This is a genomic window from Pseudomonas sp. 5Vm1k (assembly GCF_056161485.1).
The window spans coordinates 166,032-181,794 of the sequence record NZ_JBSPCZ010000012.1 but is presented as its reverse complement, the minus strand read 5'-3'; the positions used below and the strand labels follow the sequence as shown (position 1 = coordinate 181,794).

General features: G+C 55.5%; 13 protein-coding genes. 8 read left to right on the top strand and 5 right to left on the bottom strand.

Features of this window, described 5'->3' with window-relative positions:
- The first annotated feature begins 23 nt into the window (after window positions 1-23).
- Window positions 24-1,127 (top strand): DNA alkylation repair protein, encoded by a 1,104-nt coding sequence (locus ACWIKB_RS23005; protein ID WP_475269571.1) that lies wholly within the window; start codon window positions 24-26, stop codon window positions 1,125-1,127.
- 231 nt (window positions 1,128-1,358) lie between these two features.
- On the opposite strand, the gene ACWIKB_RS23000 is transcribed toward ACWIKB_RS23005, so the two are convergent.
- The 5 genes from ACWIKB_RS23000 to ACWIKB_RS22980 form a co-directional block, all read right to left on the bottom strand.
- Entirely contained in the window at window positions 1,359-1,727 is a 369-nt protein-coding gene (locus ACWIKB_RS23000; protein ID WP_475269570.1) for a DUF6124 family protein, read from the bottom strand.
- Window positions 1,728-2,223: 496 nt separating this feature from the next.
- Window positions 2,224-2,619 carry a hypothetical protein gene (locus ACWIKB_RS22995; protein WP_475269569.1) on the bottom strand — a complete coding sequence of 132 codons (396 nt, stop codon included), beginning with the start codon at window positions 2,617-2,619 and terminating at the stop codon, window positions 2,224-2,226.
- 63 nt (window positions 2,620-2,682) lie between these two features.
- On the bottom strand, window positions 2,683-3,081 hold the full coding sequence (locus tag ACWIKB_RS22990) for a hypothetical protein (RefSeq protein ID WP_475269568.1): 399 nt from the start codon (window positions 3,079-3,081) through the stop codon (window positions 2,683-2,685).
- Window positions 3,082-3,542: 461 nt separating this feature from the next.
- A complete protein-coding gene (locus tag ACWIKB_RS22985; RefSeq protein WP_475269567.1) occupies window positions 3,543-3,758 on the bottom strand; it encodes a DUF4287 domain-containing protein in 216 nt (71 codons plus the stop codon).
- A gap of 320 nt (window positions 3,759-4,078) precedes the next feature.
- On the bottom strand, window positions 4,079-4,975 hold the full coding sequence (locus ACWIKB_RS22980; protein WP_475269566.1) for a LysR family transcriptional regulator: 897 nt from the start codon (window positions 4,973-4,975) through the stop codon (window positions 4,079-4,081).
- A gap of 121 nt (window positions 4,976-5,096) precedes the next feature.
- On the opposite strand from ACWIKB_RS22980, the gene ACWIKB_RS22975 reads away from it, so the two are divergent.
- The 7 genes from ACWIKB_RS22975 (at window position 5,097) to ACWIKB_RS22945 (ending at window position 15,741) form a co-directional block, all read left to right on the top strand.
- Window positions 5,097-6,743, top strand: coding sequence for a GMC family oxidoreductase (locus ACWIKB_RS22975; protein WP_475269565.1), 1,647 nt, complete (start codon window positions 5,097-5,099; stop codon window positions 6,741-6,743).
- A 287-nt stretch (window positions 6,744-7,030) separates the two neighbouring features.
- A complete protein-coding gene (locus ACWIKB_RS22970) occupies window positions 7,031-8,653 on the top strand; it encodes an MFS transporter (RefSeq protein ID WP_475269563.1) in 1,623 nt (540 codons plus the stop codon).
- 374 nt (window positions 8,654-9,027) lie between these two features.
- The gene (locus tag ACWIKB_RS22965; RefSeq protein ID WP_475269562.1) at window positions 9,028-11,079 is read left to right on the top strand and encodes a type VI secretion system Vgr family protein; all 2,052 of its coding nucleotides are present in this window, start codon (window positions 9,028-9,030) and stop codon (window positions 11,077-11,079) included.
- Window positions 11,076-11,930, top strand: coding sequence for a DUF4123 domain-containing protein (locus ACWIKB_RS22960; protein WP_475269560.1), 855 nt, complete (start codon window positions 11,076-11,078; stop codon window positions 11,928-11,930). Before ACWIKB_RS22965 ends, ACWIKB_RS22960 begins: the two co-directional genes overlap by 4 nt.
- 77 nt (window positions 11,931-12,007) lie before the next feature.
- Window positions 12,008-12,700 carry a hypothetical protein gene (locus ACWIKB_RS22955; RefSeq protein ID WP_475269559.1) on the top strand — a complete coding sequence of 231 codons (693 nt, stop codon included), beginning with the start codon at window positions 12,008-12,010 and terminating at the stop codon, window positions 12,698-12,700.
- Between the two features lie 12 nt (window positions 12,701-12,712).
- The gene (locus ACWIKB_RS22950) at window positions 12,713-13,525 is read left to right on the top strand and encodes a hypothetical protein (protein WP_475269558.1); all 813 of its coding nucleotides are present in this window, start codon (window positions 12,713-12,715) and stop codon (window positions 13,523-13,525) included.
- 11 nt (window positions 13,526-13,536) lie between these two features.
- Window positions 13,537-15,741, top strand: coding sequence for a lipase family protein (locus tag ACWIKB_RS22945; RefSeq protein WP_475269557.1), 2,205 nt, complete (start codon window positions 13,537-13,539; stop codon window positions 15,739-15,741).
- The last annotated feature ends 22 nt before the right edge of the window (window positions 15,742-15,763 follow it).

The window sequence follows — 15,763 nt, the reverse complement described above, 5'->3', positions numbered from 1 at the left end:
CGCCCTTCTTCACGGATTCGCTCATGACCGCCGCTGAAACCCCTGCCCCGGCGCTGAAGGAAATCTTCAACGCCGAGCGCCTCAAGCACATCGCGACCGAAATGACGGCGGTTTACCCGGCGTTCAATGCCAAGGCCTTTTTGAAAATGGCCAATGACGGCCTGGCTGACCTGTCGATCATGCAGCGCATGGCGCGGGTTAGTGAGTGTCTGCATGCGGTGTTGCCGCTGGATTTCGAAGGGTCCCTTGAAGTGCTGCGCGCCCTCGCCCCTCGGCTGAATAGCGGCTTTGTCAGCATCTCGTTGCCGAATTATGTGGCGATGTATGGCGCGGATGACTTTGAGCAGTCGATGGAAGCGCTCAAGTTTTTCACCTCGTTCGGTTCCTCTGAATTCGCGATTCGACATTTTCTGCGTAGCGATCTTGAGCGTTCATTGGCGCTGATGCAGGTGTGGACGCTGGATGAAAACGAACATGTGCGCAGGCTGGCCAGCGAAGGCAGTCGCCCGCGTTTGCCGTGGTCGTTTCGGCTGGAACCGATTCAGGCTGACCCGACGTTGGCGGCGGCGATTCTCGATAACCTCAAGGCTGATGACAGCCTGTATGTGCGCAAGTCTGTCGCCAATCACCTCAATGACATCACCAAGGATCATCCGGAGTGGGTGCTGGATTTGATTGAGGGTTGGTCGCTGGAGAACAAACACACCGCGTGGATTGCCAAACATGCGCTGCGCAGTTTGATCAAGCAGGGCAATCAGCGGGCGTTGGCGGTGATTGGCGCTGGAGGGAAGCCCGAGGTTGAGATTGTCGGGGTGAAGGTTGAGCCGGCGGTGATTCGGTTGGGGGAGAAAATCACGCTTTCGTTTACCGTGAAATCCACGGTGCCGGCGAGTCAGCGGTTGGTGATTGATTACGCGATTGATTACGTCAAAGCCAATGGCAGCACCTCCGCGAAGGTGTTCAAGCTGAAGGCCCTCACCCTGCCCGGCCATGCTGTTGAAATGGTCAGCCGTGGGCAGCAAATCAAAGAGCTGACCACGCGTAGGCATTACGCGGGCGCGCACGCCGTACACATCATGGTGAATGGCGAACGGCTCGCCAGTACCTCATTCAATATCCTCCCCTGAAACACAATCCCCCGTAGGAGCTGCCGAAGGCTGCGATCTTTTGATCTTGTTTTTAAAAGGCAAAGTCAAAAGATCGCAGCCTTCGGCAGCTCCTACGTTGACAGCGTAAGTCGCGAATGTAGGAGCGAGCGATGCGGCGATCTGACTTGCTCGCGAAGAACGATGACGCGGTGTGTCAGGCCTGACGCCTTCGCAAGCAAGCTTCGCTCCTACAAGGGATGTGCCTGGCGACTAACCGGGCTTGTGGTTATCCAGTACGCGATTGACCGCTAACTCACCCAACATGATCACCCGTTGCAGCACCAGCATCGAATAGCGTCGCGGGCCGTCCGTTAAGTCAACGAGGTCGTTGACCATCTCGCGGGCTGAGGCCAACGATTCGCTGGCGTCGACCAGCAACGTTTCGTCATCCACCGCTGCGTCGATGGTGAAGATGGTGCTGGTTTTGCGGGGTGGTATCTGCGTTTTCGTCGCCCCGGGGTTGAGGTAGAAGTTGAGTGCGCGATCGGCCGCCGCTTTCATTTTCTCGGGGTCAAAATCAAAAGAGGCGTCGTAGGGTACTGGATCAGTATTCGGGGGATTGGGTGTTGGTTTGAACATGGATGGAACTCCTGATACGAATTTCAAGGAGCCATCACCCTCGCTACCAAACGAAGAGTGGCGGCCATACGTGGGTTGGTAGACCGGTCGCATCAGGAAAACCCGGCGCTCACAAAGGAGCCCCACGCATGACCACCATAAGGTGTCGCCATGCGGCTGATAACGAGGCGGGCTACCAAACCCGATCACTGTTTTGCAGTGACCTGGAAACGATATAGCCCGCCCCAAAGTCGCACAAGCCGGCGGATTCTGGCGTACGCGTAGGTAACGGCGCAAGGCGTTGTAGTCTCTTATGACGTAACACCGAGTGTCATTAAACGCGTCATTAAACGCCCGCCTTTGTTGGAGCGAGCGATGCGGCGTTCCGACTTGCCCGCGAACAACGATAACGCGGTGTGTCAGACCTGACGCCTTCGCGAGCAAGCTTCGCTCCTACAGGGGATAGCTTCCTGGGTTAATAAATCCGTTCCCATAATGACGCCGCAGTACGCCACTATCACTGCGGACTCAGTGTGTAATGGTAATGGACTGCTCCCGTCTGTGGATCTACCAGCCAGTAGTCATCCTTGTCTTTCTTCAGTCGATAACATTCATGGGGAATCTTGGCCGATGTGAAACAAATCACCCCGTCCTTGACGGTCCAATGTTCAGTCTCGGGTTGATTGCCAGACATTTTGAATATTTCGGTCCCATCGGCGTTGAAACTTAAGGAATATGGCAAACCTGAAGTACCGGTATTATTGAGTTTATTCCCAACCAAGGTACTGCGGACTTGTTCATCATCAAGCGCGACCGCTGAAGCTGAAACTGGCTTCACCGAATGTCCACCAGACGAAGCGCACCCACACAAGACAAGTGCCAGGAATATGCAACTCCAACGTTCAATATTCATATCGCACCTCTATTGATCGCCACTCCAATATGATTTATTTCTCAAAGACAACAGCCCAAGCCTTTATTTAACGGTAAATTTGTTATTGGTTTTATTATTCACACTATCAACAAACCAGATTGTCACCCCATCAGTGAGTACTTTATTGCACTCCTTGCCATATTTCTGATAGGTCACACAGATGACGTCCTCCGTGATAATCCATTGCCCGGCTTGCATCGACTCGCTGGAAATCTGGATCACCGCAGACCCGTCAGGGTTTAATGTTTCAGTAAAGGGATAACCGGTAGACGTCACACTAGAATGCTTGCGACCTATCACCGTCGAGTGAATCTCGCTTGCACTTAGTTGTTTCGCGTTCGCGGGAGCATCGGCGTGAGCGTCAGCTGCAGCTTGATGACCGGAAGATGAGCAGCCCGCCATGAATAGCATGATTAACGAGTAGATAATTACCTTATTCATAACCTTCACCTTTGCTATGAGCGCAATGGATCCAACGTTTTAATAGTAGCCATACGAAAACACGCGAATATATTAATTCACGATAAACTTAATAGCGTGAAACACCCAAAGATGATTCATTTATGAAACAGAGTTTAATCAATGAAGCACTAGAGAGTGGGTTTATTTTCTGTCCGCTTCGCTCGCTGTAATGGTTGAAGCGTCCTCTACCATCGACCGACAACTCATGGGCAAGCCATCGAAATACAAAACGCCCGATATAAGGCACCGGGCATTGGAGTGAATTCTTATGAAGTAACATCCAGAGCATTTAAACGTACGATTAAACGCCCACCTTTATGGAAGCGAGGTGGGCGGCGATCCGACTTGCCCGCGAAGAACGATAACGCGGTGTGCCGGGCCTGACGCCTTCGCGAGCAAGCTTCGCTCCTACAGGGGATCGCGCTTCGGTGCTTGATCACTCACTTTTTAGTGCCTGCCAAATAATGCGCAACCAGCGCATTCGCATGGCCATGCCCCAACCCATGCTCATCTTTCAGCCACGCCACCATTTCCATATGCTTCTTGCCGCTCACTGTTTCGAGCAATCCCAGCCAGTGGGAGATGGGCTGGCCGTACTTTTTCTCGATTGACGGGAAGTACGACGCAGGGCCTTTCACTTTTGTTTCTTCGGTCATGCTGCAAGCTCCCTTTATCGCGACGGAGTGTCGGATAACGCTCCTTGTCGGCATGAAATAGAGTGGACGCCAAGTGTTATTCCCGCAAATCCCCTGCTATGCCCTGTAGGAGCGAGGCTTGCCCGCGAAGAACGATAACGCGGTGTACCAGGCCTGACGCCTTCGCTCCTCCAGCGCCCGGTGCCGATCACAACATTCACGAACGGTGCCGAACAAATGTGGGAGCAAGCCTGCTCGCGAAAGCGGTGTGTCAGGCAACATTGTTTTCGGCTGTGCCGTCGCCTTCGCGAGCAAGCCCGCTCCCACAGGGGGATTTGCGTTTACAGGGGATCGGGGCCTAGCAGCAAATCTTGCTCGCGCTCACACAACTCCACCACGTAATCCCACAACACCCGCAACCTCACCGACTTGTGCAACTCGCGCCGCGTACTGATCCAATAACTGCGCTGAATACTCTCATCCGGCAACAACGGCACCAATTCCGGATCGGCGCTCGCCATATAACAAGGCAACACCGCGATCCCCAGCCCCGAGCGCGCCGCTTGTTGCTGGGCGATGACGCTGGTGCTGTGGAACACGACTTGGGGGTTGCGGCAGAAGCTGTTGAGGAACATCAGTTCCTGGCTGAACAGCAAGTCGTCGACGTAGCCGATCCACGCATGACGGCCGAGGTCTTCGCGGCTGTTGAGTGGTGGTGCTTTGTCGAGGTAGGCCTGACTGGCGTAAAGCGCCAGGCGATAGTCGGTGAGTTTGCGGGTGACCAGCATGTCGGCGGCCGGGCGTTCGAGGTGGATGCTGATTTCGGCTTCGCGGTTGAGGATGCTGACGAAGCGCGGCACGGCGACCAGTTCCACTTCGAGGCCGGGGTAGCGTTCGAACAGGCCGTTCATGCGGCTGGCGAGGAACATGATGCCCAGGCCTTCGGTGACGCCGACGCGGATTTTTCCCAGAGGCGCGGTGGATTGGGTGATTTCTTCCTGCGCCAGCAGCGCGACGTTTTCCATGGCTTCGGCGTGCTTGAGCAGCGCCTCGCCGGCCGGGGTCAGTTGATAGCCCTGGGCGTGCTGGACAAACAACGCGGTGCCGAGGCTCTTTTCGATGGCCTCGATGTGCCGGGCCACGGTGGCGTGGGTGGTGTTCAAGCGGCGGGCGGCGGTGAGCAGGCGGCCGCTGCGCTGTAATTCGAGAAAAAACCGCAGGTCGTTCCAATCGAACATCTGGCTTCCTTAGGGCTACGCTGTCTGAAAACGCACAGCGGCTGCGCAAAAACTAACATTCTTTATACGAAAGCTAACAACTAGGATGAAGCCCAACAACAAAAACAATACGAGGTAAGGGATGCAGACCTCCCAGGATGAATTCGATTACATCGTGGTCGGCGCCGGGCCAGCCGGGTGTTTGCTGGCCAATCGATTGTCGGCCAACCCGCAACACCGGGTGCTGCTGCTCGAAGCTGGCGGGCGCGATAACTATCCGTGGATACATATTCCCGTGGGTTACCTGTTCTGCATCGGCAACCCGCGTACCGACTGGTGCTTCAAGACCGAAGCGCAACCCGGTCTGCAAGGTCGCGCCCTAAGCTATCCACGGGGCAAAGTGCTCGGCGGCTGTTCCTCGATCAACGGCATGATCTACATGCGCGGCCAGGCTGGTGATTACGACGGCTGGGCGGCGGATGGCAATCCGGGCTGGTCCTGGAAAGACGTGTTTCCGTTATTCAAACAAAGCGAAAACCATTTTGCCGGCGACTCGGAATTTCACGGTGCCGCCGGGGAATGGCGCGTCGAGCGCCAGCGGCTGTCATGGCCGATTCTGGATGCGTTTCGCAGCGCCGCCGAGCAAAGCGGCATCGCCAGCATTGATGACTTCAACCAAGGCGACAACGAAGGTTGCGGTTACTTTCAGGTCAATCAGAAGGCCGGGATTCGCTGGAACGCGGCCAAGGCGTTTCTCAAGCCAATCCGTCATCGCGCCAATCTCACGGTTTTGACTGATGTTGAAGTGGACCGGGTGTTGCTGGAAAACGGTCGCGCTTCGGCGGTCCTTACTCGCTGGCAAGGCCAGGCGAAAACCTTCAAGGCACGCAAGGAAATCGTGCTGTGCGCCGGTTCCGTGGGTTCACCGAGCATCCTGCAACGCTCCGGGATCGGCCCGCGTCCACTGCTGCAACGCTTGGGGATAGGCGTGGTGCATGAGCTGCCGGGGGTGGGCGGCAATCTGCAGGATCACCTGCAATTGCGGCTGATCTACAAGCTGGAAAACGCCCGCACCCTCAATCAAATCGCCGGCACGGTGTGGGGCAAGATGGGCATGGGCCTGCGTTACCTGTATGACCGCAGTGGGCCGTTGTCCATGGCGCCGAGTCAGTTGGGGGCGTTTGCCCGTTCGGGGCCGGAGCAGGCTTCGGCAAATCTTGAATACCACGTTCAGCCCCTGTCGCTGGAGCGGTTTGGCGAGCCGTTGCACCCCTTCCCTGCGTTCACGGCGTCGGTGTGTGATCTGCGGCCGCAAAGCCGTGGGCGGATTGAAATTCGCAGTGCCGATCCGCAGGAAGCGCCGCTGATTCAGCCTAATTATTTGAGCCATCCCGAGGATTTGCGGGTGGCGGCAGATGCCATTCGCCTGACCCGGCGCATCGTTGCCGCACCGGCCCTGGCTGCGTTCAAACCGGTGGAGTATTTGCCGGGTGACAGTTTGCAGAGTGAAGAAGAATTGCACGAAGCGGCTGCGCGGATTGGCACGACGATTTTCCATCCGGTGGGCACTTGCCGGATGGGCAATGATGCGGATGCGGTGGTGGATGCGCAGCTTAACGTGCATGGCATTCCTGGCCTGCGCATCGCCGACGCCTCGATCATGCCGCGTATTACCTCGGGCAACACGTGTTCGCCTACGCTGATGATTGCCGAGAAGGCAGCGCAGTTGATTCTTAATCCCGGCACAAGGAGCTTCACCGAGCAAAAGGAACTGGCCACCCACACCTGAAATCACAGCTGTACACGGTCAATGTAGGAGCTGGCGAAGCCTGCGATCTTTTGATCTTGATTCTTCGGCGGCTGAACCGACGCCAGGATCAAAAGATCGCAGCCTTCGGCAGCTCCTACAGATAACGAGTGCGGTAGAAATATCGCGGTTGTACGCAACCCCGCAGGCGTTAGGGGAATAACCAAAAGATCGATGCAGGTAGCGTCGAATTGACAGTAGCGGCACCCGTCCACAAGGCCGGTGCCGACAGTGGAACAACAAAAACAATCACTGTGAGGGATACCGATATGTCAGAACACGTTCAGCCCCTGGAAGCCACGCGCAGCGCGGGCGTCAGCAGCGGCACCAAAAAAGTCATCTTCGCCTCGTCACTCGGTACGGTGTTCGAGTGGTATGACTTTTTCCTTTATGGCGCCCTCGCGGCGGTGATCAGCAAGCAGTTTTTTGCCGGGGTCAACGACACCACGGCGTTTATCTTCGCGCTGATGGCGTTCGCTGCGGGCTTCATCGTGCGGCCGTTCGGTGCGCTGGTGTTCGGTCGGTTGGGGGACATGATCGGGCGCAAGTACACGTTTCTCGCGACCATCATCCTGATGGGCCTGGCGACATTCTGTGTCGGGTTGCTGCCGACCTACGCCAGCATCGGCATCGCCGCGCCGATCATCCTGGTGCTGCTGCGCATGCTCCAGGGCCTGGCTCTCGGAGGCGAGTACGGCGGCGCTGCGACTTACGTTGCAGAACACGCACCAATGGGCAAACGCGGTTTCCACACCAGCTGGATTCAATCCACCGCCACCCTCGGCTTGCTGCTTTCGTTGCTGGTGGTGCTCGGTTGCCGTTACTTCACCGGTGATCAGTTTGAAGTCTGGGGCTGGCGCATTCCGTTTCTGTTTTCCATCGTGCTGCTGGGCATCTCGACCTGGATTCGCTTGAGCCTGCACGAGTCGCCAGCCTTCGTGAAAATGAAAGAAGAAGGCAAGCTCTGCAAGCAGCCACTGCGCGACTCCTTCGGCAAATGGGAAAACCTCAAAGTCGTACTGATTGCCCTGTTCAGCATCAATGCCGGGCAAGCGGTGACCTTCTACGCCGCGCAGTTTTACGTGCTGTTCTTCCTCACCCAATTCCTGAAAATGGACCCGGCGCTGGCGAATAGTTTGCTGATCGTCAGCGTGATTATTGGTGCACCGTTCTTCATCTTTTTCGGCTGGCTGTCGGACAAGGTCGGGCGCAAACCGGTGCTGATGATCGGCCTGCTACTGGCCACTGCGCTGTACTTCCCGATCTTCAAGAGCCTGGCTCACTACGCCAACCCGGCCGTGGATCAGGCCAGCCAACAGGCGCCGATCACCGTACTGGCCGACCCGGCCACGTGCACCTTCCAGTTCGACCCGGTGGGCAAGGCGAAATTTGATAGCCCGTGCGACAAGGTCAAGACCTTCCTCGTCAAGCAAGGCCTGCCTTACACCAGCGCCGCAGCCCCGGCCGGCAGCGGTGTGCAGGTCAGCGTCGGTGACGTGAAAATCGATGGTTACGACGAAGCGGCCCTTCGCGGCGCGATCACTTTGGCGGGTTATCCGTCCCAAGCTGATACCCAGTTGATCAACAAACCGATGATCGTCGCTCTGATTGTGGCGCTGATCATCATTTCCGCCATGTGCTACGGCCCGCTGGCCGCACTGATGGTCGAACTGTTCCCGACGCGCATCCGCTACACCTCGATGTCCCTGCCCTACCACATCGGCAACGGCTGGTTCGGCGGGTTCCTGCCGACGGTGTCATTTGCGTTGGTGGTGTACACCGGGGACATCTTTTATGGGCTGTGGTACCCGGTGGTGATTACCGGTGTGAGTTTGATTGTGGGGCTGATCTGTTTGCGGGAGACGAAGAACGTGGATCTGGACAAGAACTGACGGTCATGCGAAATACACCTGCCTGAATAACGGGCTCAAGAAAAACCGGGCAGCTCATTAAACACCCCTCTCGATGGGGTGTTTTTTTATCCGGAAATTATTGAAACGATGCCCTCAAAACACATCCTGTATGTCTGCGCAGAGGAGTAGGTATGATGCGCGCCCTGCTGAAATGAACTCAGCCTCATTTTCGCTGTCCCTTTCGTTCGCCGAAGTAACGTTCTGAACAACTGAAAATTCGGATGGATTTCAGGACGGATCCCACATTAATTCCTTTGCCGCTTTGTTAGCCTGCGGTGAAATTCAAGCTTGTTCAAGCCAGGTATGGCTTGGTCTTTGCGTTTTGTCTCCTCTCTCTGCTTAAGGATAAGCGTATGTTCGCGCCGGCTAATGCTGCGCACTTCACGTTACTGATCCCCTCTATTCGCAACGACTTCAAGGTCCTGGCCTTTCACGGCACTGAAGCGATTAGCACCCTGTACGCGATCCAGGTTGAACTCGTCAGCGAGTCCCCTGATTTCGATCTGGAAAGTCTGCTCAGTCAGCCCGCCTTCCTTCAATTCGGCCTGGACGGCGAAGGTATTCATGGGCGTATCGAAGATGTTTTTGTGGGTGAGGCCGGTAAGCGCCTGACTCGATATCAACTGACTTTGGTGCCCGCGCTGCATTATTTGCAGTTCAGCCACAACCAGCGGATTTTCCAGCACCTGACGGTGCCCCAAATCATCGCCCAGGTCCTCGACGGACACGGCATTCAGGCCGATGCGTATACCTTTCATGTGAGCACCAGCCCAGAGCGCGAATACTGTACCGAATATGGGGAAAGCGACTTCGAGTTCATCCATCGATTGTGCAGTGAGGATGGGATTTCGTGGCACCACCAACACAGCCAGGACGGCCACCAACTGGTGTTCACCGACGACCAGACCTATTTCCAAAAGCTGGGGGACGTGCCGTATCAGCAAGGTGCTGGCCTGGCGGCGGATCACCCGGTCGTCAGCCAGTTTTCCATGCGCTTCAGTACCCGTACCAGCACCGCCACGCGCCGAGACTATGATTTACAACGCCCAAGCCTGTTGCTGGAAAGCCAACTGGCGGTCGAGGCCACTCCTGCGTTGGAGGATTATCGTTATCCGTTGCTGATCGAAAATGAAAAGCTCGGCAAACAGCTGGCCCTGCAAGCCCTGGAGCGACACCGTAGCGACTATCAGTTAGCCGAGGGTAAAAGCGACCAGCCGATCCTGCGCAGCGGCCACTTCTTTAACCTGATCGAACACCCGCGTGCACAGTGCAATGAGTTGTGGCTGCTGCTCAGCGTGACGCATTCGGGCAAGCAACCTCAGTCACTGGAGGAATCAATCACCAGCGACGTTAAACCCGAAGACGGGTTTACCCAAGGTTATCGCAACAGCTTCAGCGCGATTCCCTGGGACGTGTTTTACCGCCCACCATTGGTCACGCGTAAATCGGTGTTGGTCAGCCAGACGGCCCGTGTCACCGGTCCAGCAGGGGAAGAAATCTTTTGCGATGAGTACGGCCGCGTCAAGGTCGAGCTCCATTGGGATCGTGCCGAACTTGGCAGTGACAAGAGCAGTTGCTGGCTACGGGTGTCCTCCAGCTGGGCGGGAGATAGTTTCGGTTCGGTGACCATCCCGCGGATCGGCATGGAAGTGGTAGTGACCTACCTGGAAGGTAATCCCGACAATCCATTGATTACGGGTTGCGTGCCTAACAAAGTCACGCCGGTGCCCTACCCTTTGCCCGCGAACAAAACCAAAACGGTCCTGCGTAGCCACAGCTCGCCCGCCAGTGGCGGTTACAACGAGCTGTCGATTGAAGACCGCAGTGGTCAAGAGCTGATCTACCTGCGTGCTCAGCGTGATATGGAGCAGAAGGTCGAGCATGACAGCCGATTGGAAGTCGGAAATGAGCGCCGGGAAACCATTAAGGGCAACAGCATTGCGGTGCTGGAAGCGGAAGACCAGCGCACCGTCACCGCTGATCGCAAGGTCCAGCTCAAGGCTAACGACTACCTGCAGGTCGCCAACAGCAGCCATACCCGCGTCGGTCAAACACTGGTGGTCGAGGCAGGCCAGCAAGTGCACCTCAAGGCTGGGGCCAATCTGATCCTTGATGCCGGCGCCAGCATTACCTTGAAAGCCGGTGGCCAACACATCGTGATTGGTCCCGGTGGCATTTTCAGTAGCACCGAGATTCAAATCGGCGGCGCGCCTGCTGGCGGAACTGCCGCCAATCCGTTGTTGCCGGGTGTATTGGCAGCCATGGCGACTCCAGCTGCACTACCGGTAATCGCCCCGACACAACACGCATTGATGGCAGCGAGCAAAGTGAAAGGCGCTGACTTCTGCCCGCTTTGCGAGGCCTGTAAAAACGGTCTTTGCCTGCCCAAAGGAATGACATCATGACGGCTGCCCTCCCTCGGCAATGGATGACCGATCAACTGAAACTCAACCATGTCCTGTGTCTGATTCTGGACTCGGAAGGCGAACTCGACGTCCGCCAGGCCTTGTTAAACACCCGTGATCCTGATCAGCATCGCAGTGTGTACAGCGAGACTCAGGTCAGCGATTTAGCGGATGCGGGGCCTTTCATATTCCTCATCGACAAGCCTGACGATGAGCACCTCAAAAAACTGCTCAAGGCACCCGAGCGTAATTGGGGCTGGCTTGCCAGTATTCGCAAAGATGAGCTGTCGGCGCTGATCCGACACTGGCGTGAGCGCCTGATTATCGGCGAACGGCCCAACCAGGCGCTGTACCGTTTCCACGACAATCGAGTCCTGACCCGTGCCTTGGGGCATATCCCAGAAGAGGCCCGCCCTGAATACCTCGGGCCCGCGATCAGTGTGTGTTATTGGCAGGGCTCGCACTGGGAAGTCACTCATAACCCTGCTCCCGGTGAACATCCGCTTCCTGCTGATCCGACCTGGCTGAACGTCCCCGCACCGGCGAGCCAATCGATGGAGATACTTCATTCCAATGTCTACCGCTATCTGTGGGAAGAACACAGCGACGATCTGATGCGACTCAGCCAGCGCCAAGACCCAAGCACCTGGCTCACAGAACAACTCTCGCAAGTTGAGCAATGGGGATGGTCTGATCCTGAGCAAGTGCATTTTCTGGTCATGAACAAACTCAATGAAACCGAGCCGCCCATCATAAAAAACTGGTTGCCTCATGCCGGTGAAACACCGCAGATTCACTACGAACGGCTTTTTAATGAGGTGAAATTCTGGTCAGGAGACCACCCGGCATGAGGCACGCAAGGTGCTTTACTCCCCGCTTGCGAACCTTGTTTGTCAGCGCAATGGCGGTGACAGCGTCGGGCTGCTCAATGTTGCAGACTGAGCGCTTTACCTTCCAGGCCGACATACCGGAAAACTTCACCATCAGTCCGATGGCGTATTACGCATCGGCCTCCGGCGAGTCATGTTCCAGGCATTACCTTATCCAAAGCGAGCCACCCAAGGGAGTGCGTCCGGTGGAGTTCAAGCTGCCACTGACGGACACCACGAAGGGTTGTTCAATGGTTTTGGAAAAGGTGGTGCTGCATATCAAAGGACAGTGGGGCAAGCGTGAGCTGGACATGGATACGGACTCTGCCGGTTTATCAATCCGTGATGAGCCTTCAGAAGCGGCTCCTTCTTTACCCATGTCGGACCCTATGGTCTTTCAGGGCCAGTGCCAGTGGTTGTTTCGCACGATGGGACCCTATCGCTACATCGTCAAAATCCTGGAGTGCCGGGCGCTCGACGCGAATGGCGTCGTGCAAAAAAGCCTGGCGGGCGCAGCGTTGCAGCGCGATCAGTTAGCGGGCAAAACCGTGAAGTTGGTGCTGACGGAGGCGAAAGAGGAACGGCCAGCAGTTGGTGACAATTGGGTTAAGTTTCCAGCTGGTTGGAAGCGCTGCATGGGGAAAGGGCTGGATGATAGATATGCTTTCTGCTTCGGAAATACCACCGACTTCAAACCTTTCAAAATGCCTGATGGGCGAGACTGCACCGTCTACCCCAACTGCACCGAATAAGGACATCAACGGATGAATTCGTATAAATCCATGTCAGAGAGGACTTTCTGCATGATGCACGCAAGACGCTTTACTCCCCGCATTCTGCAGGCCTTGTTTGTCAGCGTAATGGCGTTGGCGGCGTCGGGCTGTTCAATGGCGCAGACAGAGAGCTTTACCTTCCAGGCCGACATGCCGGAGAACTTCACCATTAGTCCGATGGCGTATTACGAGTCGGCCTCCGGCGAGTCGTGTTCCGGGCATAACCTTATCGAAAGCAAGCAACCCAAGGGAGTGCGTCCGGTGGAGTTCAAGCTCCCGCTGACGGACACAGCTAAGGGTTGTTCAATGGTTTTGACAAATGTGGTGCTGCATATCGAAGGACAGTGGGGCGAGCGTGAGCTGGACATGAGTCTGCAGACTGCCGGTTTATCGATTCATGATGAACCATCAGAAACGGTTCGCCCTTTTCCCGCCACGGGACCTCTGGTATTTCAGGGACAGTGCCAGTGGATGTTTCGCACGGTGGGATCGAAACGGTTTATCAGGAAAATCCTCGAGTGCCGGGCACTCGACGCGAATGGCGTTGTGCAAAAAAGTCTGGCGGGCGCAGCGTTACAGCGCGATCAGTTAGCAGGCAAAACCGTGAAGTTGGTGCTGACGGAGGCAAAAGAAGAACGGCCTTATTTTGGTCGTTATTGGATTAAATCAACTAGCGGATGGAAACCGTGCAAAGGAAATTGGGGCCGGGACATTGAGGAACTCTGCGTGAGCCCCCCGCAATTCAAAACTTTCAAAATGCCTGATGGGCGTGACTGTACCGTCTACCCCAACTGCACCGAATAAGGACATCAAGGATGAGTTCGTATAAACCCATGGAAGATGGGGATAAGCAGGCATTTAGCGGCAAGATGTTTAAATGCCCAAACAAAGGGCACTGGGTTAGTTTTCAGTTAGTGGACGAGTTCGGTGACGGCAAACCCTACGCTGGTCTTGCCTATACCCTGCGGGACAGTGCAAAGCAACAGTATACGGGGGTGTTGGACGCAGAAGGGTTTGCCAAAATTGAAGACTGCTATAAAGGACCTGTTGTATTACTTTTAGATACCGAATATACAGGCGAAGATGTTATTTATAACGATTTAATGATTCGTGAGTCTTATCCACTCCCGATCACCGAACTCCAAGTCCGCGCCGAACAAACCCGTTTCTTTCACCAAGACGGCTTTCCTGTCGACCATAACCCCGCAAAAAAAGCGGGAGATAAATTCATCCAGGTAGAGGTGCGGGACCTGGTCAAGCAAAGCGCACACTTACCTCCCCCGGTTGACCGTAAATACCCACCGGATGACCTCGCGACAAGAGCGCTTGATGAACTGGGGTCAGGTCCAGAGCCTTTATCTCAGTTTGGTGTCGGGCTGCTGTCGAACCGGCACACGCTGCTACAGGTGCGCCCACTGTGTGCTTTCAGGCCCCTGCTCTCAACCGATGATGACTTCAGTGCACTGAACCTTTACCAACTCGCGATCATGGCGGATTTGAGCTATTCCAATTTTGGCCAATGTCCTGCTAAAAATCCGGTGAGTTCTGTGTATTTCCCGGATGATCCCAGCGTCGGGAATTTTTTTGCTGATGCGCTTTCAAACTTTCGAGAGAGCTGGAAGGTCGACAGTTCACAGTCATCGGTTCATCGTTACTTTCCACTGTATGAAGAAGTTCCTTACTCAAAACGCTTTGAGATTTTGCCGTTCGACCCAACGGTGTATGAGCAAAACAAGCCCGGTAAAAACCAGGAACACCCTGCCAACCTGCATTATTTTGATGACCAAATTAAGAATTCGCTTAGCGGAAAGAGCACACAGGCTTTCATCACCCATCATGATGAGATCATCCTGATCGCTATCCGTGGAACACTGGAGTTGTCAGATTGGTGGCGTGACGCGGATGCGGCACAAGTACCCTTCGAAGAGGGTAAAGGGAAGGTCCATCACGGCTTTTACGACGCCTACCTAGCGTTGAAGAAGTTTATTCAAGACTATTTGGACCGGTTTCACATCGGGCAAAAAATTATTATCAGTGGTCATAGTCTGGGTGGCGCTATTGCGTTGCTGCTAGCTGAAGCGCTTCGCAATTCCCCTGATGGCGATTACAACGTCCTCCTCTACACCTACGGATCGCCACGCGTGGGTGATGCCACATTCGTCGCCGCTGCCACGCCGCTGGTGCATCACCGAATGGTGAACAACAACGACATGATTCCCGGTGTCCCGGCGCCCTGGATGAACGCACGGCGCTCCATCTGGATTCCCGGGCTTGCGGCGCTTTTTATTACCAATCCTGTTTTAGGTATCTTGATCTTTGCCGTCGGTCTCGTTCGTGTTGGTGGCGATCCTTACGAGCACCACGGTACGTTGCATCACTTCATGCCCGTGGATTTTACCGGGAAGGAAGAATCGGCGATTCTCTGGGATCCGGGTTGTGCCTCTGTGGAAGAGGCCGCCTGCACTCGCGCTCTCGCCAAAGATGGCGACCTGCCGTTCCGTGGTGGTTTCATCGATCAAGCCATGAGTTTAGGCGACCACAGCATACCGGGGTCCTATATCCCGTTTTCCTGGGCGACCTTGCGACGTTGGCAGCAAACTCAGGAAACGGGCGGGACGGTGGTCACTGAAGGTGAATTCGAACTGGTGGCGACCGCGTTGGAGACGATGCGTGGCAAGGTGCAAGTTCAAAGTCAGCAAACACGGAATACCCTGCGCTACAAAAACAATGATCCCGAGTATTTACAGACGGTTACTGAGTTGAACACAGAGTCGCAAAAGCTTTTCGATTCGGTGCAACGGCTTAAAAGGGAAAAAGCACGTCGTCTGACACTGGTTAATGTATACGGCAGCACTGCGCAATCTCCCAACCTGGAAGCCGCTCTGCGTCGCTGGAAGGGCCAGCGGGAAAACACCCGGAACGCGAAGTTTGCAATGATTCCTCAGCAGGACGATGGCGACTTGATGTTTGCCTCTCGCAGCGGTATGCCTCATACGTTGGACATCGATTCTATTGTTTAATGGGCCTGCCTACTGGTTTGTG